Raw genomic sequence first — 19,643 nt, forward strand, 5'->3', positions numbered from 1 at the left:
GGTCGGTGTTTCTTGGGTGTTAGTTCTGGTGCTCGGGCGCGGGCGCCTCTTCCCGGTAGTCTCCGGCGACAAGCATGCGCCGAAGGATCTTGCCGACGGGCGACTTCGGAATTTCCTCGACGAAGACGATGCGGCGCGGACGACGGAAGTTGGCGAGGCCGGACGCCTTGCAGTGTTCGTCGAGCTGCGCGGCGGTCAGGTCGCCCTTGCGCTTGACGAAGGCGGTGACAACCTGGCCCCAGCGCTCGTCCGGCAGGCCAACCACGGCGACCTCTGCGACATTGTCGTGCAGCGAGAGGCAGCTCTCGACCTCGACCGGCGAGACGTTCTCGCCGCCGGTGATGATCATGTCGTCGGCGCGGCCGGTGACGAAGAGGTCGCCGTCTTCGTCGAAAAATCCCGTGTCGCCGGTGAAGTACCAGCCGCCGCGCAGCGCCTTTTCCGTGGCCGCGGGCCGCTTCCAGTACCCTTCGAAAGCCTCGTCGCTCTTGGCGAGCGCGATGATTTCGCCTTCCTCGCGCGGGGCGGCCAGTTCGTCGGGGCCAGCGGCGTTCAGCTTGACCACCCTGATCATTTGGTTGATGCCTGCGCGCCCGGCCGAGCCCGGCTTGGCCGCGGCCTTCTGTTCGATGGTAAAGGTGTAAATTTCCGACGAGCCGTAGTGGTTGACAAAAAGCTCGGGTTTGAAAGCCTCGTCGAGCTTTTTCAAGAGACCGTCCGTCATCGACGCGCCGGCATAGCCAAGCTTGGTGACTGATCGCACCCGTTCCGGCGAGAAGCTCGCGTGGTGGAGAACGTCGTGATAGAGCGTCGGCACGAGGTAGAGGTTGGTGATTCTCTCCGCCTCAATGAGGTCGATGGCCTTTCGCGCGTCAAAGCGCGGCAGGCAGATGAACGCGCCGCCCGTCAGCGACGAGGCAATTAGGGATCTGACGCCCATTGTGTGATAGAGCGGCATGACGCCGAGCGTCGTTTCGCCGTGGCGGTAGAGGTTCTGGGCGACATGGGCGAGCGCGCCCGCACGCTCCGCGCGATGCCGGCGGGGCACGCCCTTCGGCTTCGACGTGGTCCCGGAGGTGTAGAGCATTAGCGACCAGTCGTCGGCCCCGGCGCGCGGCGCCGGCTCGTCACCGCTGCGGTCCATGATCTGCGCAAGATCTCCGTCGGAGACCCTCGGCAAGTGGGTGGCTGCCGGCGCCGCGTCCACGACGTCCGCCGTCGCGGCCTCGAAGAAGACCGCCTTGGCCTCCGCGTCCTTCACCCCGTAGTCTACCTCGTCCGGCTTGGCGCGCCAGTTGAGCGGCGTGACGATGAGGCCCGCGAACTGGCAGGCCCAGTGGAGCGAGGCGTTTTCCCACCGGTTCTGCATGGCCGTCAGGACATGGTCGCCATGCTTCAGGCCGAGCCGGTCAAGTTCGTCGACGAGAGCACCGATTCTGGCAAGCCATTCGGCGTAGGTCAGCCGCGTCCCGCCATCGACGACGGCCAGCGCATCAGGGTCGCGGGCCACACTGGCAAGGAAACTCGTTCCCAGGTCAAACATTCTCCGATACCTCCTCTTTTCTAATCTCCTCCGCCGCCGACAGCGCCGCCTCGACGATCGAGGCGTAGCCGGTGCAGCGACACAAATGTCCCGAGAGTTGCTCCCGGATCTCGTCGGAGCCGGCCTCCGGTCTGTCGCGCAGCAGCGCGTCGAGCGACATTAGGATGCCGGCCGTACAGAACCCGCACTGAAGGCCGTGGTGGCGCCTAAAGGCGGCCTGCAGGGCCGAGAGCCGGTCCGGCGCCGGGGCCAACGCCTCGACGGTTCGGACATCCGCCCCCTCGACCTGCGCCGTCAGCGTCAGACAGGCGCGCGCCGGCTGGCCGTCGATCTGCACCGTGCAAGCTCCGCAGACGCCGTGTTCGCAACCGACATGCGTGCCGGTCAGTCCGAGTTCGTGACGGATGAGATCCGTCAGCAGCATCCGGTTTTCGGCGACTGCCGAGACCGGCCGGCCGTTCAGCGTGAAGTGCACGCGATGTTTCTGATCGGCGGTTAGGCGCGGCATGATGCTGCCTCCTCGAGCGTGCTTCGTCCGAGCCGCCGCACAAGATCGCGTCGGTAGCGGGCGGAGGCGTGGAAGTCGTCGCGGGCGTTGAGGCTCCATGCGATCTCGTTGAGCGCGTCCTCGAGCCCGTCCTCGTCTGGCATGGGCACCTCGAAACGGCGCGGCTGGTCGTCGACGCCGGCAATGGAAAGGCTGGCGGAATCGGGACCGACGACCGCCGCGGCCGCCACGATCGCGAAGTCGCCATGGCGCCGGCTGATCTCGCGGAAGGCATAGCCGGAGCCCTTCGCGCGGACGGGAATCGAGACCGCCTCGATCAATTCCCCCTCGCCGAGATCGGTGGCCATCATTCCAACGAAGAAGTCTGCGGCGGCGACGGTACGCCGCTTGCGGCTCGTGCGCAGATGGACGGAGCCGCCGAGGGCGATCATCGCAAGCGGCAATTCCGCGCTCGGATCGGCATGGGCGATCGAGCCACAGATCGTGCCCCGCGTCCGCGTCTGGGGATGACCTACCCATGGCATCATCCGCGCGACTAGCGGAAGTTCATCGGAAAGATCGGGCCAGGCATGCAGAATGGCTTGGCGCACGCCGGCGCCGATGCGGATTGCACCCTTGCTCTTCTCGATCCGGCCTAGTTCGGTGAGACCCATGACGTCGACAAGGACGGCCGGGCTGGCAAGGCGCATGTTGAGCATGGCCACGAACGATTGGCCACCGGCGATGACACGTGCATCGCCACCGGCCCTGCCGAGCTCCTGCAGCGCCTCTTGCAGCGTTTCCGGACGGACGAAATCGAAAGCGGCGGGCTTCATGTGCGCCTCCCGAACAGGGAGGCAAGCCGGGTGCGAAGAGACCACCGTCCTCCGGCCCCGCCGCCGGCCTGGCGGGCGAGCGCCTGGAAGAACTGGCTGATGACCACGCGGGCGGCGCCGTCGAGCAGCCTGCCGCCGACGGACGCCACCTTGCCGTCGATTCCCGCCTCGTACCGGTAGGCGACTCGAGTTCCGTTCTCCGTCTCGCTGAGCGTGATTCGGCCCTGTCCGTGGCCGGAGCCAAGCGCACCCGTCGTCTTTCCCGATAGCGTGACGGCTTCCGGCTCGTCCATGTCGGACAGCGATATCTCTGCGCGGTAGCGACCCTTCACAGGCCCGACGCCGAGCGTGACGTCGGCGCGGAATTCCGTGTCGGAGATCTTCTCGACCTCGTGGGCGCCCGGAATGATCGCCTCCAGGGTCTTCGGGTCGAGAAGCATGGCCCAGACCTCGGCACGCGATGCGGGTACGTCGGCGGCCCCTTCGCCGGTCAGGGCGCGCCCGCCCGGGGCAGCGCCGGAGGGTTCGGGAGCGGAGTGCGGCCTGGCCGGTTGCGGCTCGTCGCCCGCAAGGAGGGCGGATATGCGGCTCGGCGAGAGCGGCAGGGTCAGATCCTCGATGCCTGTTGCGTCGGCGATCGCATTTGCAATGCATGCCGGCGTCGACATGCAGTTGCCCTCGCCCACGCCCTTGGCGCCAAGCGGCGTGAAGGGCGACGGGCTTTCGTAGTGCAGGATCTGCGGCTCCGGAACCTCCATCACCGTCGGGATCAGGTAGTCCGCGAGCGTGCCCGTCAGGAAGGCACCGTCGGTTCCGTAGGCGTATTCCTCGTAGAGGGAGGCGCCTATCGCCTGCGCGAAACCGCCGCGCACCTGGCCATCGACCATGCCGGGGTGCAGGATCCGCCCGCAATCGTGCATCGTCACGTATTTGTCGATCGTCACGGCGCCGGTGTCGCGATCGATCTCGACGCCGCAGAAATCAAAGATGAAGCCGTGGCAGAGGGAGGAGTTGATCTCGTCGGCCGCGGTCGGCGCCGTCAGTTCCTCGGGCGTCCAGAAGACAGTTTCGCGGATCGTCTGCTCTGTTCCCTCGGGCACCGTGCCGGGCGCCCAGTGGCTGGCGGCGGCGACGCGGCTGAAGGAGACGGAATTCTGCGGATTGCCGCGATCGAAGATCTTGCCGTCGGCAAACTCGATCTGGTCGGCCTTCACGTTGAGCTGAGAGGCGGCGATCGCGGCCAGGCGGTCGCGTACGCGCTCCGCGGCCAACTTCGCCGTGCCGGCGACGGCCGGGGCGAAGCGGCTCGAATAGTTGCCGGACGCGATCGACCAGGCGTCGCGGCCGGTGTCGAGTTCCGTGTTGACGCGGATCGCCTCCATCGGCAGGCCGAAAGTGTCGGCGGCTACCTGCGCGAGGACAGTGCGGTGGCCCTGCCCCTGTGGAACGGACGCGACCTTGACGGAAACCGAGCCTAGCGGATCGATGGCTACGGTCGCGACCGCCTGCGCGCCGTTCTTCGGACCGGCCTTGGCCCGGGCCTCGGGCGTCAGGACGGTGGTGATGTAGCCCATGTTGGAAACGCTCGGCTCGACCGCCGCCACCATGCCGATGCCGTAGAGACGGCCTTCGGCGCGGGCGGCCTTTCGCCGCTCGACCAGTTCGTCCAGACCTCCCGCTCCCACCGCGCTGTCAATCGCGGCGTGGTAGTCTCCCGAGTCCAGCAGCGCGCCGGTGGCGGTTCGATAGGGGAAGGAGTCCGCCGGCACCAGGTTGCGGCGAATGACGTCGAGGCGGTCAAGGCCAAGGGTATCGGCGATCTTGTGTACGAGACGTTCGAGCGGGAAATAGACCTGCGGGCCGCCGAATCCGCGATTGAGGCCCGTCGGGCACTTGTTCGTGAGCACCACCCGGTTGCGAATCGAGACATTCTCGATCGCGTAGGCGCCGGTCATGTTACCGTGCATGCGATAGAGCGTGGCCGGCTCGGGCGCCCGCAAATGCGCCCCGCAATCCTCGATCTGGTCCCAGGCGAGAGCGACGATCTTTCCATCCGCTTCGACAGCCGCTTCCAGCCTGGTCTCGCGGTTCGTTGCCGAAACCGATGCGGTCAGGTGCTCCAGCCGGTCCTCGATCCATTTGACCGGACGCCCGGCGACACGCGCTGCGACCGCGACCATGACAACATAGGGGAAGACACCTTGTTTGATTCCGAAAGAACCACCGGAGTCCGGTGGCGTTCTCAGCCGCATGCGGTTTCCGGGCACGTTGAGCGCGCGGGCGAGAACCGCGTGGATCGAGAACGGCCCCTGGAAGTTGGCGGTGACGTCGTAGGCGTCCTCGCAGGGATCGAATTCGGCGATGACCCCGTAGGTCTCGATCGGCGTGCACGAATTGCGAGGATAGGCGGTCGTGATGGAGATGCGGTGCGGCGTGGTCTCGAATGCGCCCTCCGGATCGCCGTATCGGAAGGAGCGCTCATTAATCAGGTTGGTACCCAGCGAGGGATGCAGCACGGGCGCATCTTCGGCGAGCGCGGCGCCCGGCTTGATCACCGGGGTGAGCACATTGTAATCGACGTCGATCAGATCGAGCGCGTCCTCGGCGGCGTAGCGGTTCTCGGCAACGACGAGCACCACCGGCTCGCCGACGTAGCGCACCCGGTCGCGGGCCATCGGCCAGCATTCGACGTCGGCCTTGACGCCAACGACGAGGCTATGTGTCAGCCGGGCGATGTCGTCGCCGGTAATTACGGCGAGGACCCCGGGAAGGACTTTCGCGCGGTCGGTGTCGAGGCGGCGGATTTCGGCGTGGGCGTGGGGGGAGCGCAGGAAGGCCGCATGAGCGGTGTCGCGACGTGTCGCCAGGTCGTCGATGTAGCGGCCGCGCCCTGTGAGAAGGCCGGCGTCCTCGACGCGTTCAATCGATTGTCCAACGAAGCCCGTGGGCGCCGAATGTTCGTTCATCGGTCTCCTCCCGCGTATCCGATAGGAACGGATGTAGCGAAAGGCATCGATGAGCCAAAAATGGTTCGCCGGCGATACCGCCGTGTCTCATGGCTTACCCTAGAGTCTCAAATTCCGTGCGGGCAAGTCTCGTTACAGACCGGAACACGCTTGGAGACGAGCCGGCATGGTCGTGAAAGAAGCGCGAGAAATGGGCGGGCACGGAGAAGCCGAGACTTGAGCCGATGGCTGAGAATGTCTCTTCCCCATCGGATATCGCATTGACGGCGCGTTCAAGCCGCTGGACGTTCAGATAGACGCGCGGGCTGACACCCATAGTGGTCTCGAACTGGCGGAAGAAATGTGCGCGCGACAGCCCGACATCTGTTGCCAGACGGTTCATGTCGGTGATGCCGCCAGGGTCGGCCTTGATCATGGCGACCGCCTTGCGAATGCGGAAATCGGCGGCCCCACGACGCGCCATGTCACTGACGGAATACGGCAGGGTGCGCCAGGCGGCGAACCGTTCGATGACAGTTATCATCAAGCGCCCCAGCATATCTTCGTGCAGCGCCGCGTCGTGCGGTGCGTGCACCATGGCATCGGCCAGTTCGCGCGACAGCCGCCGGATGTCTGGCGAGATCGAACCGACGGACGTCTCGAAAAAGTCCGGCGCATGGCTGGCACCCCAATTCGTTCGGAAATGCTCCAGCCAGCGCGGCTCTATATATAATGCGAGAATGACTGTCTTCGGCCGCAAGAGATCGTGCTCATAGGCATGCGGCTCCCAGGCGTTGATAAGCACGGCGCTCTCGTCTGTCAGCGGGACCATTCGGTCACGCACCGAAAACTGGGTGTCGGCACCTTCCACCTTCAGAAGCACATGGCAATGGGGATGCGCATGACGGACCAGCGGTCTGTCCATGTCCAGAAGGGCCACTCGGCCGAACTGGCCTCTCGCAATGCGCAATGCGTCAGACATCGCGCAATTATCGTGAGTTTCGTCGTTTTTTGCAAACTTTGATGGGTCTTTAAAGGCTGATGTTCCATCTGCCGTCTGGCTGCATAGGTTTTTGATCCGACCTTATGTGGACCCGTTGGGAGCTGCCGCCTGCAGCTGCGGCCGGACATTGTCGGCCTATCTCTAAATTTCGTTACGAGCGGACCGTCTGCTCTCGGCCCCGAACTGCTTTGAAAAACCACTGGCGAGTTTCAGCAGTTCGGGCAGACGCCAGAGGTACAGTTGGGTGAGAAGCTGGTTGTCTGCTTTTGGACAGTTGTGCTGAGAAAGTTGCCCTTCGCCCGCTAAACAGGATCGAGGGCTACGTGCACCGTATTTCGCTGTTAGTTCTTCCGTGGATCCGCCAAAAAACGGCCGTTTATCGACTCCAATATCCGTGACGGCTGCTTCCGGGGGAGTTTACGGTGATCGGTCGGTCGAACTGCGTCTGATGCAGGCGAATTGATCAGCGCTGAGTCTGAACGGGCGAGTGTTCACCTGTGCAAGTCGGCGCTGGCGTGCGCCGGCCTCAGCAATCTGACGTTCGGCTTATCACCGCACAGACCCTCTTCGATTGTCGCGCGAAACGAAGATCGCCTCCCGTATGGCTTCCGCGAGCTGCTGCCGAGTATAGGGCTTTGATAGCGGCCCGAATCCCGACGTGGCCCCGATGCTTTCGATATCGGCGTAGCCGGTCGCCAGGACGACCGGGAGGTTCGGATGGTGTGCCTTGATCTCACTCGCCATGGCGCGGCCGTCGATCTGGCCGGGCATGACCACGTCGGAGAAAACCAGATCGAACGGGCCTTTCGTTTCCAATGTTCGTAACGCCTCCGTTGCATCGCCCGCGCACGTGACTGAATAGCCGAGCGAGACGAGTGTTCCGGCGGCGAAATCACGGACCATCGGATCGTCCTCGACGACGAGAATGCGCTCACTGCCTCCTTCAAGAACCTTGGTCGAGGCGGGCTTGGCAGGAAGGTCGGTGGAAGCCAGCCGGGGAAACGAAAGCGAAATTGTTGTTCCCTTGCCCGGCTCCGATTCAATGTCGATGCGACCGCCCGATTGGCGCACGAAGCCGTACACCATGCTGAGACCCAACCCGCTGCCTTTGCCGAAGGGCTTCGTGGTGAAGAAGGGTTCAACGGCCTTTGCGCGCGTCTCCGCGTTCATGCCAAGCCCGTCATCGCAGATGCGGATCACAGCATCGTCGCCGTCTCGCGCCGTCGAAATTGTCAGCCTGCCACCTGCGGGCATGGCGTCGCGGGCATTGATGCAGAGGTTCATGATGGACGCTTCCAATTGCGCCGCATCCGCTTTCACGTGACCCGCTGCGGGCTCGAACTCAAGGTGCAGGATGATCGTTTCGCCAAGCGCAGTGCCCAGCAACCCCTCCATGGCCCGTATGGATTTGTTGATGTTCAAGGGAGCCGGTTCCAGAGGCTGCCGTCCCGCGAAGGTGAGAAGCTGGCGCGTGAGGGCAGCACCTTGCCGCGATGCCTTGTGGTTCAGCTTTGCGATCGCGGAAAGTCGCGGGTCTGCAATTTCGTCGGCCAAGGTCTCCGCCGTCCCCAGGATGACCGTCAGCAGGTTGTTGAAGTCATGGGCGACGCCCCCCGTCAACTGGCCGATGGCTTCCAGCCGCTGCGCCTGCAGTCGTTTAGCCTCGATCAGACGTGTCTCGGTGATATCGCGGACGCCACCGACCATTCGGGTTGCCTCGCCTGCGGCATTGCGGATGATATGGCCCTGATCGAGAACTTCGGCATAAGTACCCGTTCCACGGCGGAAGCGATACTCTTCCAGCCAAATGGTCGCCTTCCCATCGACAGCGGTAAGTACGCTGGACACGACGCGCGCGCGATCGTCCGGATGTATCTTGGTTTCCCATTCCCGAAAGCCGTCCTCGACCGGGACATCATCATGCCCGAAGACGGATGCGATGTTGCTGTTCCATTGCACGCGGCCGGTCGAAACGTCCCAATCCCAGATTGCGTCGGTCGTCATCATGGCGACGATCGAGAAGCGTTCTTCGCTTTCGGCCAGCCGTTCCTCCGCCCGCTTTCTATCGGTGATGTCGCGACCCGTCGCGACGAAATGGGTGGCGCGACCATCAGGCCCGACAATAGGCGCGATGCTCATGTCCACCCAGAATTCGCGGCCGTCCTTTGTATAATTGAGAAGTTCTGCTCGGATCGCCTTCGACTGCGCGATCGCGCGATTGATCACTTCGGTGGTGGCACCGTCGGTTCGATGACCCTGGAGAAAGCCGGGGGAGCGGCCAAACGCGTCATCAGGTAAATAGCCTGTGATCCGAACGAAGGCGTCGTTGACGTAAACAATCTTTTGTCCGTCCTCGGGCTGTGATGCGGCCTTCGTGATTATGACGAAATCCTCGATTCTCGATATCGCCATTTCAAGTAGGTGCAAGTGCTGATCGGCTGCGTGCCGCTTCGTCACATCTCGGAAATAGACGGTCAGCCCTGCCGAGCCGGGATATGCGGTGACCGAGAACCAAACGCCAAGGGATTCATAAAACACTTCGAATTCGGTCGTCTTGCCCTCGCGAACGGCGCGCTCGTAGTGCTGGCGGATAACCCCCGAGGAAGCCTCCGGGAACTCTTGCCAGATCAGGCGGCCCAGAAGTGCCGAACGCGGGCGCTCAAGTAGCCGTTCGGCCTGATTGTTGAGGTAGGTGAAGCGCCAATCGACATCGAGTTGAAAAAAGGCATCGCTGATGTTCTCCATCGACTCGGCAAAACGACGCTCGAAATCTCTGGCCGCGTTCTCCAACCGCTTACGCTCATCGATATCCTGCAAGGCACCCTGGATGCGGGAAATTCGACCCATGTCATCGCGAATCGCTACGCCGATTGCTCGAACCCATTTCCGCCGGCCCGTGCCCGTAACGATCTCCACCTCGGAATCATAGGAGAGGCCGGTCGCGACGCTCGCCTCGAAGTGCCGGACGATCGTATCTCGCCATTCCGGCGCAAAATAGACTAGCCCCTCCTCGAACGTTATTGTTTCGCCCCTTGGCCTCTCGTGGATCGCCCACGTCTCATCCGACAGTTCGATTCTCAGATCCGGCAGGTGCACCACCCACCCACCGAGCTTGGCGGTCTTGCCGGCGATTTCGAGTAGAGCCTGGTTCTTATTGAGTTCATCCAGCTGTTGGCCCGCCTGAGAAGACAACGCCCGAGATTGACGGAAACGCCACGTGATCAACAGCGTGATTCCGACGAACCAGAGCCAGGCATCTTTAAGGAACCACGTGAGAACGAATGCGGAGATGCCACCAACGAGAAGGCCCGCAGAAAACCGATCCACTGCGCGCCTGAAACCGGACACGAGAGCGGGAAAGCCTTTGCCAGCAACTATGTTTTCCCGTTGCATGCTTTCCGTGCTCTCGGTCGTCATCGATTCCTGACCCTCGATAGTCTCCACGAGCGCGGCGATCCATGAGATAACTTGGCATTTTAACCTTTTTTAAATTTGGCGCGGCGCTCGCTTAAGGCTGGGCCGGTTTTAGTCGATGCAACCAACTGCCGCGTTTCCTGCTTTCCGATAGGCGACGGGATTTCGGCAAGCATCGAGGTCACCCTATGAAATCCAAAAAGAGAACGACCTATCTCAGCCGCATTGAATCCGAATATTTCAACCGGAAATGCTACCACCGCAGGGTCAAGCTCTTCTGCAATTTGTTCTTTCCCGGAAAATGGATGCGCAAGACACAGGCCATCCGCTGCCTCATTGTTGAATTGAGCGAGGGCGGCGCGATTGTGCGCATAGGTAAGTCGCAGATACCGGATCAACTATATCTCGTTATCGGCAGCTTTGACGTCGTGATTGGCAGTATCGTCGTTCAACGGGGTCCGGGGGTCTTGCACCTTTGCTTCCTAAGGGAGTTGAGGCAGGACTTCGTCAACCGCCTGGCGCGCATGGACTCGCCGTTTTCCACCTTGGAAAGCCTCAGCCCAAGAACCATATCAGCAAGCAAGAACGTGCAGCCGATGCTGCGGCCAATTCCATCCGCGCCCAATGGCACTCGGGAAGGAAACATGGCCAAAACACCAAGTGTCAGAAAAAGTCCATGAACATAATGATCATCGAAGATCAGCGCGACGTCGTTGATATGTTACAACTAAACTGGTCGGATACGCGGGACAGGCTCGACTGCCTCACATCCGCTAGGCAGGCGAACCGTTTCATTCATTCCAACGAGCTGGCAGCCTATGATTGTATCCTGATCGATATCAACCTGACAGACGGAAGCGGACTGGAACTGCTCCGCCATGCGCGCTTACGCTCCGACGTGCCCATCATTATTATCTCGGGAGCCGGAGACGCCGATAGCCGGGCGGACGCCATCAGTGTTGGTGCAGACGACTATGTGATGAAGCCCTTCAGCGTGAAGGAACTTCGCGCCCGGGTGCATCGCCTGCACGAGGCGCGGTTGGGCCGGAGCGCTCTGCGGCAGAGCGTTGCTTTCAAGATTGGCAATATCGATTGCGACATCGAGCGGCTCTCGATGGATTTCGGCGGCGCAAGTCGGCAGCTTACCGCACTCGAAGGACGGATATTGCAGGTTCTTCACGCCAACGTCGGTGAGGATTGCCCGAAGTCGAGCATCGCGCGGAAGGCGCTCTTTCGCGAACACGACCCGCGCGACAAGACGATCGACGTCTACATAAACCGGCTGCGCGGCAAGCTTGCGGAGCTGGATGGCGCGAGCGGCGACGTCATAAAGACGATCCGCGGTGTGGGCTATCGCCTGAGCGCTATCCAACATTAGCACAAGCAAAAGAACCTCATGCTTGAATATGCAGATCAGGATGTGACCTCCGCAGCGACCGCCGGAACCAGGGGATATCAGCCAGACGAAGCTGCTCGCCTCAAACGCCTGAGAGAACTAGCCATTGTCTCAACTGGCCCGGATCCAGTGCTTGATGGGCTGGTCGATGCGGCCTGTCTTGCGGCGGATACACCGATCGGGCTTATCACTTTGGTTGACGGTGAGCGCCAATGGTTCAGGTCGAAACGGGGCATTGAAGGTGAGGGTTCTTCCAGGGCGGACGCCTTCTGCGACTACACGATTCGATCATCTAGGCACTTCGTCGTGCCGGATGCCTTTCGCGATGTCCGCTTTGCCGACAACCGTTTCGTGACAGGAAGCAACCGGATTCGTTTCTATGCTGGCGTGCCGCTGGAGATTGAGCCGGGGCTTCGACTCGGCTCGCTGTGCGTTCTCGATCGGGTGCCGCGGCGCCTCGGTTCCGACGTTCTTGGCTTGCTGGATCGTTTGGCGCACTGCGCTGTGGAACGTTTTCTGCAATCCGAAGACAGGTATCTTTTGTCACGGATCGACGCCGGCCGGGTGAATCGTGCAAAAGTCGACAAAGCGGCGATGGCACTTGCAGAAGAGGCTCTCACGCATCGCCTCTTCAGGCTCCATTACCAGCCGAAGATAGCGCTCGATACGGGAAGGCGCATCGGCTTTGAGGCTCTGCTGAGATTGATCAAGCCCGATGGAACGTTGTTCGATCCCTCGGCTTTTTCCGTGGCTTTCGACGAACCGATACTATCCAAGCGCATCGGCAGCTATGTGCTCCAGAGCGCCATCGCACAAGCCAAGGCTTGGGAGACAGCTGGCATTGATTTCGGTCATATAGCAATTAACGTTTCATCGTCACAGTTTATCGCGTTCCCGGGTCGCCCCTGCCTCGCGGATGAAATTCTTGACGCAATCCGGTCGGCAGGACTGTCGCCTCGTCGTATCCAGATAGAGGTCACGGAAGGTGTCATGCTGTCAGAGCAGGGTGGCGATATCGGCACACAGCTTGAAGCGTTGCGGGCGGCCGGCTTTATCATTGCTTTTGACGATTTTGGAACCGGCTTTGCTTCCCTCGTGCATCTGAAGCAGTTTGCCTATGACCAGATCAAGATCGACGGTTCCTTTGTACGTGCGATGACCGGCTCCCGCGCCGATCATGCCATTGTAAAGGCAATCATTGATATAGCCAAAGCAACGGGGAAGCACGTGGTCGCCGAAGGTGTCGAAACTTTGGCAGAACGCGACGCGTTACAAGCGCTAGGGTGTCACTATGGCCAAGGGTACCATTTCGGCCGACCTTGCGGTGCATCTGAAATAAGTTTCCCGCCCCAGCGCTGAAGAGAAACGCGGGTCGCCGACCCCCGTATTGCAGGGGATGAAGTTGTCTCTTTCGGTGTTCTGCCGGGAGCCGCCCTCGGGTTTCCGCATGATTGCCGACAACGAGTTCCGCTGCACCGATAACTGGCAGCAGACTTTTCCGTATCCGTAGAGGCGAATATTTTGCTGCCAGCGCGACTGCGCCCGTAGCGGGGGCGGGAAGGGCGGCTTTAGGAGAACGGTCTGCAACCCCGGAATGACCGAAATGAGGTCGGAAGCGGTCGTTGAAACTTAACCGCGTCGAACGGCTGCCTTGCGGCGCTCGACACCCGAAACCGGACTGTCGGCAAGCGGCCCCGAAGCTGCCTGTCGGGAATGCGCCTTCATTTCTGCCGTCGTTGGTCTAGGTCAATGCGGAACCAAACTGGTGAATCGCCCAAGAACTATGGGTTTCTCAAAAGGGCGCAGCACAGTCGGTGTCCACTTCGGCTGGTCCGCTGACCTCATCCATGCTGCATGCGTATTCGGCTCATATCTGTCGCAGCGAAAAGCGGGCACGTGATCGCCTGACCGATCTGTTCAATGAGGACCAGACGCCGCATGGCGGGCCGTATCTGTCGCGACCGCTGCAGCAGTTCCAGACCATCGATGCGGGCTACAAGGAGCTGGTCTATGACCTGGCGCCAGCGGGCGAGCAGGCCTTAAACGACGAAGGTCTTTGGCAAGAGCGGGCGGGGGGCGCGTCAGGTCCGTGGAAACACCGGCATATGGTTTCGACGATCACGGCTGCGATCGAATTGGCGACACACGCGCGCGACGATGTCGCGTACATCCCTCAGCACGCGATCCTCGATCAGGCAGAGACGACGTTGCGCTATCCGGTGCCGGTCCGAAATCCGAAGACCAACAAGACCGAGACACGTTACCTGATCCCGGACGCCTTGTTCGGGATCGAGTATCGGCAGGGCAGCGAGAGGTCATACCGCTTCTTTGTCGTCGAGGCCGATCGCGGCACAGAGCCGACGCGTGCGTCGCGGTTCAACCGCAAGAGCCATTTGCGGACATTCCTGCAATACCGTGAGTATGTTGGCAGAAGGCTTTACAAAGAGCATCTGAAACTGACTGCCGGGCTGATTGTGCCTAATGTGGTCGCCCATGAGACGACAATAACCGCGATGCTTGACCTAATGAGGGCGATCTATCCGCGGGGATGCAGCTATCAGTGGTTTCAGACGTCGAAGCGGCTTGACTGTGCTTATAAATCCGCAGTCACAGATATTGGCATAGCCAGCACACCCTACTTACGGGTAGGACACGTTTCTAGTTCGATTCTGGCAGCCGGCCCCTGATCAGCGGGTTATAGGTTCGAATCCTTTATGAGCCACCAAACAGTTTTCTCATTTCACGGTTTCTCCAGAGCTCCAGGAATAGCCTCAACGTATTCGCGGGTTACCGGAGCGGAGACGAATAGGATATTGCGAGAGTTTCAATGCCCGGCTGCGAAACGAGCCGCTGGACCGTGAGATCTTCTACAGCCTGCACGAAGCGAAGGTCCTGATCGTGCAATAAAGGAAGCCTCACAACACCAATAGACCCCACAGCGCCTTGGTCACTGCCTGTCGGCGCCAGAAACCGTCGCCCCGATGGACCGAAGATCGGTCATGCACCAGCAATCAAACTGGGCCGCTCAGGCGGGGCTGATCAAGCCCTTCGTCGGTTTCACAATGGATTTTTCCACGTACAGGGTCGATGAAACGATGTGATCTGACATCAATTCTGATGCTTTTTGCGGATTTCGTGCTTTAATTGCATCGAGAACTGCCTTGTGCTGCGCGAGTGCTTTCTTCGTTTGCGTTGCATCATATTTTACGCTTGAGCGAAGTGCTGCAGTATAAGCAAGTACTTGATGCACTACTGTTTGTAGTATTTGAGATCCTGACGCCTCAGCGATCGCGGCGTGAAAAGCGAGATCTGCATCTGTCTGCTCAAGTGCTGTGCATTTCTTATCAAGCATTTTTTGGCGCATATATGCTGTTTGAATTGCTAGAATCGCGGTGTTATCTGCATATTTTGCTGCATTTTCAGCCGAATGCGACTCAAGTACTCTACGAAGGGCATATATTTGCGAGATGTCATTATATGTTACTTTTCGAACACGAGCATATTTCCGTGGTATCAATTCCACGAGACCTTCGCCTTGAAGAGTAAAAAGTGCTTCGCGCACTGGGGTCCGGCTAACACCGAGTTCTTGAGCGATGCTTCGTTCCATTAACGGCTGATCTGGTTTGAGATTGCCGGCAAGTATTTCGCGTCTGATGATATCGGCGATACCGGCACTGGTCCGGACAGAAAGGGGACCGGGACTGGCGAACATGTTTTCGGTCACTTGGAATTCAACTCAAACTTATCCGAGAGGGTTGTCATGCTCGCTAGCACCATATCGTAGTTTCAACAAGCCGGGCTTCAGCGCAAGCGCATCCGGAGCCGATCGGGTTGCCATCGAAAACGGAGTTTCCCGAATGTGGGTAGCCGCTCGACCGATCGTCGCATGTTGGAAATCGGGTAACCACAATGCGAGGACGCTCCCTCGTTTTCTCGCATGTCGGGGCTTGCCAAAGATTTTATGGTATGCTGGTATACCAAAGCTAGTCGATTAGCAGCGTCAAACAAACGGATTTACCGAGGAATGAGAAAATGAAGTCACTCGTGACAGCCCTGTTGGTTTCATCGCTCGCGATGATTGCAGGCTCCGCTTCGGCGGATAACAATTGGAGCATGACGATCAAGAGCCGTTCGCCGGCTTTCGACGTGCAAGGAGAGTGGACGGAGAAGAAATACACACCGCTGCCCGCTTCGGAGGTAACGGAAAAATGGGAAATTTGTGTACTCTTTCCGCATACCAAGGATCCCTACTACATCGCAATGACATATGGTGCGGTCGCCGAGGCCGAGGCGAAGGGGTTGTCGATGTCGGTCTTTGCGGCGGGCGGGTACACCGAACTGCCGACACAGATCTCGCAAATGGAAGACTGTATAACGCGAGGAGCCGACGCGATCATGATGGTTGCGATTTCGGCGACCGGGCTCAATCGCACTATCTCCGCTGCGGCAGAGAAGGGAATTCCCGTGGCCATTACCGGCGGTGAAGTGGATTCGGACGATGTGGCCGCGCGATCTCTCGGCAACTGGTTCGACTCCGGCCGTATCGCCGGAGAGTACCTGAATAGTCTTCATCCGGCTGGAAGTGAGCCGGTCAAGGTGCTCTGGATGGCCGGGCCTGAGGGTCCGAATTGGTCGCGGGATTCTGCCGATGGTTTCGTTAAAACCGTTGAAGGCAATGACGCCATCGAGGTGGTGAAGGTGATCTGGGGTGATTCCGGCAAGGCGACCCAAATTCCGCTGATCGAGGATGCTTTGCAGGCATACCCAGATATCAAATACATAGGCGGGATTGCTCCGGCGATTGAGGGTGGCATTCAGGTGTTGAAAGAAAAGGGACGCGAAGACATCAAACTGATCGCCTCCTACATGACTCCCGAGCTGGAGAAGGCTTTGCGTAACGGTGAAGTGCTTGGCGTTGTCACAGACTATACTGCGGCCCAAGCACGTATCGCCATCGACCAACTCGTGCGCATCCTCGAAGAAAAGGATGTCGATGCCGATGTCGACACCGGATTTGGCATGATCGACGCCAAGAACGTCAACGCAGTCGACCGTTCGCTGTCATTGGCACCGGAAGGCTGGGAGCCCTACTTCCGCGTCGAATAGGACGTTTATGGAAATGTGCAGCGGCGACGCTGCACATTCTTGCTATTCTATGGGTGAAAGTAGGCAGGCGATGCGACGTGAAGATTCCGCGTATACGGAAAATGCGGACGACCTTGGTACGAACAATGCTGGCGGAAAAACGCTTTTACGGGTCGATCGACTGACGAAATCCTATTCGGGATTTCTTGCTCTCAAAGAGATGAACTTCGATCTGCGCGCAGGTGAGGTGCATGTCCTTTTTGGGGAAAATGGGGCAGGAAAGTCCACGCTGATCAACATCATAGCGGGTGCTCTGGACGCAACTGTTGGCACTGTTGTCCTCGACGGCAAGCCATTGCACATGAATTCGGTCCGCGATGCCCGAAACCAGGGAATTGCCGCAGTGTTCCAGGAATTCAGCCTCGCGCCCGAATTGACGGTCGAGGAAAACCTGTTCCTCGGAAGCGAACTGACGAAAGGTGCGCGTTTACGCAAGTCGGCGATGCACCGCTTGGCTGCCGATGTCCTGCGCGATCTTGGCTTTGATATCGATCCAAAGGCGACGGTCAGTCGCTTGTCGCGGGCGGAATGCCAGATGGTCGAAATCGCGAAGGCGTTCATGACTAATCCGCGGGTTCTTATCTTCGATGAACCGACGGCTTCGCTGACCGAAGCGGAAACTCGTACGCTGTTCGATCTGATCTCCCGATTGAAGATGCGTGGCGTCGGGATTGTGTACATCACGCATCGTATTGACGAGATCCGCCAGATCGGCGACCGGGTAACAGTGATGCGCGACGGTGAGTATATCCAGACTGTCGACGCCGCCGATACCACGAAAGAGCAACTGGTCGAGGCGATGACCGGTCGTAAGTTCGGTGATTTCTATCCCGAAATCGAATTTCACCCAGGAGAAACGGTTCTTTCCATTCGCAAGCTTGCGACGCGGGATCGCAGGGTTTCCGATGTCAGTATCGAGGTTCGCGCCGGCGAAATTGTCGGACTCGCGGGCTTGGTTGGTTGCGGCAAGTCGGAAATAGGCCGCGCCTGCTTCGGAATCGAAGCGCTCGCTTCGGGCGAGATCGTGTTCCTCGGCCAGCAGTTGAAGCATCCTCATCCTGGCCAATTGATCGACAGGGGGATGGGGTATGTTCCCAGCGACCGAATCCGGGAGGGGCTGCTGCTGGGACGTTCCACGCGTGAGAATATCAGTTTGTCGGCGCTTGGCACCGATCGGTTTTCGCGGCGAGGCTTGTTGCGCCGACGAAATGAGCGCCGATATGCGAGTGAGATGGGCGAGAAGCTGGGTGTGCGCCCTTTGCAGATCGAAGGACCCGTGGCGCATTACTCGGGCGGCAACAAACAGAAGGTACTCTTGGGCCGGGTAATTACATCGCCTTTGAAGCTGCTAATTCTCGACGAACCGACGGTGGGTATCGATGTCGGAGCGAAAGCCGAGCTTTACGAATTGTTTGCCGAATTGGCGAGTGCCGGAATGGCAATCCTCCTCATTAGTTCCGACTTGCCGGAGGTGCTTAGCTTGTCGAACCGAGTCTACGTGGTCCGGCACGGGCACATATCGGATGAACTCGTGGGCGAACGCAAGACCGAGGAAGTAGCGCTGCAGAACTTTTTTGGCGCATAATACAGGAACACTTAAGATGGCCGCAGTAACTCAAAAAGTCACAAAATCACAGCTGTCGGGTATGCTTGGCGGGATCGGCGCGATGCCCTTGGTCGTAGCCTCGTTTTTCCTGTTTTTTGCCATACTGGAACCAAATTTCGTGTCGGTGGACAATTTGTTCAACCTCACGCGGCAGTCAAGCTATCTGATACTTGTTTGCATGGCTCAGTTCGTCATTCTCCTAACAGGCGGCATAGACCTCTCAGTCGGATCGACAGTTTCCTTGGTGAGCGTCGTTTGCGCGACCACGATGAAATTCATGGCCGCGGCCTATCCGGATTCGATTACTCTCGCTGTTTTCGCCAGTGTGCTGATCGGGATTGGCGCCGGCGCTTTGGTTGGGTTGGCTAACGGAATCGGCGTTGCTATTTTCAATGTCACGCCCTTTGTAATGACGCTTGGCACGTTGTCGATGGCACTTGGACTGGCGCTGTTTATTTCCGGCGGGTACAGCATCGCCGGGCTGCCCAGCGCATTCGGCGATGTATTCTCCTACAACTCGCTGGCGGGAATTCCGGTTCCTATCGTCTATGCGGCCTTGGTTGCAATCCTGCTGTATTTTCTACTGAACTGGACTCGTGTGGGGCGATATATTTATGCCATCGGGAGCAATCTCCAGGCGGCGAGGTTGTCAGGTATTCGAACGCGTCTGTACCTTGTAGTCGCTTATGCGATTTCGGGGGTGATTGTGGGGTTCTCGGCGGTGTTGATGACGGCTCGTACCGAAAGCGGCGAGGCCAGCCTCGGTGGCGCGGACCTCGTCTTGCGCGCTGTCGCTGGCTGCATCATCGGTGGGGTGGCGCTAACAGGCGGTAAGGGCATTCTACGAAATGTCATTCTTGGCGCTTTTTTCATTACCCTGCTCTCGAACGGTATGAATCTGTTGCGGGTGAACAGCTACCTCCAGACATTCATCATGGGTGCGGTACTCGTCCTCGCGATCGCCATCGACCAGATGCGTGAACGTTATGTCGGTCGAAAAACGGTGTAGGGGTGGTGCGGGACGGTATTTCGTCGCCGAAGCGCTTCTGAAGTAATCTTTGTAAAATACCACTTTGGCCAATACCGCGCCAACGCTTCAGTATGCGCGGAAGTCGCTTTCCTCGTGCTCGGAAACTTGCCAGCAACGTTCAATTTGTCGTTGACATTTGGTATTCTGGTATACCAAAATGGGTTCGTTCCGCTTTGTTGAATTTGGAGATTGAGTGAACTTAGAATGTCTTCGCCGCAGGAAATCTACGGGACTAATG

14 protein-coding genes and 1 pseudogene are annotated in these 19,643 nt (G+C 59.5%); 8 read left to right on the forward strand and 7 right to left on the reverse strand.

Annotated elements, in window-relative coordinates; translation table 11 throughout:
• Positions 1-19 precede the first annotated feature (19 nt).
• From ACQK2M_RS04990 to ACQK2M_RS05015, 6 genes are all read right to left on the reverse strand, one after another.
• A complete protein-coding gene (locus ACQK2M_RS04990; RefSeq protein WP_425416885.1) occupies positions 20-1,543 on the reverse strand; it encodes an AMP-binding protein in 1,524 nt (507 codons plus the stop codon).
• The gene (locus ACQK2M_RS04995) at positions 1,536-2,051 is read right to left on the reverse strand and encodes a (2Fe-2S)-binding protein (protein WP_425416886.1); all 516 of its coding nucleotides are present in this window, start codon (positions 2,049-2,051) and stop codon (positions 1,536-1,538) included. The genes ACQK2M_RS04990 and ACQK2M_RS04995 overlap by 8 nt, the downstream gene beginning before the upstream one ends.
• A complete protein-coding gene (locus ACQK2M_RS05000; RefSeq protein WP_425416887.1) occupies positions 2,039-2,866 on the reverse strand; it encodes an FAD binding domain-containing protein in 828 nt (275 codons plus the stop codon). Before ACQK2M_RS05000 ends, ACQK2M_RS04995 begins: the two co-directional genes overlap by 13 nt.
• Positions 2,863-5,832, reverse strand: a complete 2,970-nt coding sequence (locus ACQK2M_RS05005; RefSeq protein WP_425416888.1) for a xanthine dehydrogenase family protein molybdopterin-binding subunit — start codon at positions 5,830-5,832, stop codon at positions 2,863-2,865. The genes ACQK2M_RS05000 and ACQK2M_RS05005 overlap by 4 nt, the downstream gene beginning before the upstream one ends.
• A gap of 94 nt (positions 5,833-5,926) precedes the next feature.
• Positions 5,927-6,793 carry an AraC family transcriptional regulator gene (locus ACQK2M_RS05010; RefSeq protein ID WP_425416889.1) on the reverse strand — a complete coding sequence of 289 codons (867 nt, stop codon included), beginning with the start codon at positions 6,791-6,793 and terminating at the stop codon, positions 5,927-5,929.
• Positions 6,794-7,363: 570 nt separating this feature from the next.
• Entirely contained in the window at positions 7,364-10,231 is a 2,868-nt protein-coding gene (locus tag ACQK2M_RS05015) for a PAS domain S-box protein (protein WP_425416890.1), read from the reverse strand.
• A 185-nt stretch (positions 10,232-10,416) separates the two neighbouring features.
• Here ACQK2M_RS05015 and ACQK2M_RS05020 point away from each other — a divergent pair, with 185 nt between their 5' ends.
• The 5 genes and pseudogenes from ACQK2M_RS05020 to ACQK2M_RS05040 form a co-directional block, all read left to right on the forward strand.
• Positions 10,417-10,908 (forward strand): hypothetical protein, encoded by a 492-nt coding sequence (locus ACQK2M_RS05020; protein WP_425416891.1) that lies wholly within the window; start codon positions 10,417-10,419, stop codon positions 10,906-10,908.
• A complete protein-coding gene (locus tag ACQK2M_RS05025; RefSeq protein WP_425416892.1) occupies positions 10,905-11,606 on the forward strand; it encodes a response regulator transcription factor in 702 nt (233 codons plus the stop codon). The genes ACQK2M_RS05020 and ACQK2M_RS05025 overlap by 4 nt, the downstream gene beginning before the upstream one ends.
• Before the next feature lie 18 nt (positions 11,607-11,624).
• Positions 11,625-12,983 carry a sensor domain-containing phosphodiesterase gene (locus ACQK2M_RS05030; RefSeq protein ID WP_425416893.1) on the forward strand — a complete coding sequence of 453 codons (1,359 nt, stop codon included), beginning with the start codon at positions 11,625-11,627 and terminating at the stop codon, positions 12,981-12,983.
• Between the two features lie 455 nt (positions 12,984-13,438).
• Entirely contained in the window at positions 13,439-14,311 is an 873-nt protein-coding gene (locus tag ACQK2M_RS05035; protein ID WP_425416894.1) for a replication-relaxation family protein, read from the forward strand.
• 121 nt (positions 14,312-14,432) lie between these two features.
• Positions 14,433-14,663, forward strand: a pseudogene (locus ACQK2M_RS05040) (integrase core domain-containing protein); the annotation flags it as partial.
• Here the strand turns inward: ACQK2M_RS05040 and ACQK2M_RS05045 are convergent.
• A complete protein-coding gene (locus ACQK2M_RS05045) occupies positions 14,650-15,348 on the reverse strand; it encodes a GntR family transcriptional regulator (RefSeq protein WP_425416895.1) in 699 nt (232 codons plus the stop codon). The pseudogene ACQK2M_RS05040 and the gene ACQK2M_RS05045 sit on opposite strands and share 14 nt — an antisense overlap.
• 308 nt (positions 15,349-15,656) lie before the next feature.
• Between ACQK2M_RS05045 and torT the strand changes: the two genes are divergently transcribed.
• The 3 genes from torT (at position 15,657) to ACQK2M_RS05060 (ending at position 19,384) form a co-directional block, all read left to right on the forward strand.
• Positions 15,657-16,730 carry a TMAO reductase system periplasmic protein TorT gene (torT, locus tag ACQK2M_RS05050; protein ID WP_425416896.1) on the forward strand — a complete coding sequence of 358 codons (1,074 nt, stop codon included), beginning with the start codon at positions 15,657-15,659 and terminating at the stop codon, positions 16,728-16,730.
• A 70-nt stretch (positions 16,731-16,800) separates the two neighbouring features.
• Positions 16,801-18,354, forward strand: a complete 1,554-nt coding sequence (locus tag ACQK2M_RS05055) for a sugar ABC transporter ATP-binding protein (RefSeq protein WP_425416897.1) — start codon at positions 16,801-16,803, stop codon at positions 18,352-18,354.
• A 16-nt stretch (positions 18,355-18,370) separates the two neighbouring features.
• Positions 18,371-19,384 (forward strand): ABC transporter permease, encoded by a 1,014-nt coding sequence (locus tag ACQK2M_RS05060; RefSeq protein ID WP_425416898.1) that lies wholly within the window; start codon positions 18,371-18,373, stop codon positions 19,382-19,384.
• The last annotated feature ends 259 nt before the right edge of the window (positions 19,385-19,643 follow it).

The sequence above is a fragment of the Oricola indica genome (assembly GCF_965227485.1).
Lineage (GTDB): Bacteria > Pseudomonadota > Alphaproteobacteria > Rhizobiales > Rhizobiaceae > Oricola > Oricola indica.

Excerpts from the sequence above, each read along its gene's own strand:
- torT (WP_425416896.1), top strand. The coding sequence starts at position 15,657 with ATGAAGTCACTCGTGACAGCCCTGTTGGTTTCATCGCTCGCGATGATT.
- ACQK2M_RS05005 (WP_425416888.1), bottom strand. The coding sequence starts at position 5,832 with ATGAACGAACATTCGGCGCCCACGGGCTTCGTTGGACAATCGATTGAA.
- ACQK2M_RS05025 (WP_425416892.1), top strand. The coding sequence starts at position 10,905 with ATGAACATAATGATCATCGAAGATCAGCGCGACGTCGTTGATATGTTA.
- ACQK2M_RS05000 (WP_425416887.1), bottom strand. The coding sequence starts at position 2,866 with ATGAAGCCCGCCGCTTTCGATTTCGTCCGTCCGGAAACGCTGCAAGAG.
- ACQK2M_RS05020 (WP_425416891.1), top strand. The coding sequence starts at position 10,417 with ATGAAATCCAAAAAGAGAACGACCTATCTCAGCCGCATTGAATCCGAA.
- ACQK2M_RS05030 (WP_425416893.1), top strand. The coding sequence starts at position 11,625 with ATGCTTGAATATGCAGATCAGGATGTGACCTCCGCAGCGACCGCCGGA.
- ACQK2M_RS04995 (WP_425416886.1), bottom strand. The coding sequence starts at position 2,051 with ATGCCGCGCCTAACCGCCGATCAGAAACATCGCGTGCACTTCACGCTG.
- ACQK2M_RS05015 (WP_425416890.1), bottom strand. The coding sequence starts at position 10,231 with ATGACGACCGAGAGCACGGAAAGCATGCAACGGGAAAACATAGTTGCT.
- ACQK2M_RS05010 (WP_425416889.1), bottom strand. The coding sequence starts at position 6,793 with ATGTCTGACGCATTGCGCATTGCGAGAGGCCAGTTCGGCCGAGTGGCC.
- ACQK2M_RS05055 (WP_425416897.1), top strand. The coding sequence starts at position 16,801 with ATGCGACGTGAAGATTCCGCGTATACGGAAAATGCGGACGACCTTGGT.
- ACQK2M_RS04990 (WP_425416885.1), bottom strand. The coding sequence starts at position 1,543 with ATGTTTGACCTGGGAACGAGTTTCCTTGCCAGTGTGGCCCGCGACCCT.
- ACQK2M_RS05060 (WP_425416898.1), top strand. The coding sequence starts at position 18,371 with ATGGCCGCAGTAACTCAAAAAGTCACAAAATCACAGCTGTCGGGTATG.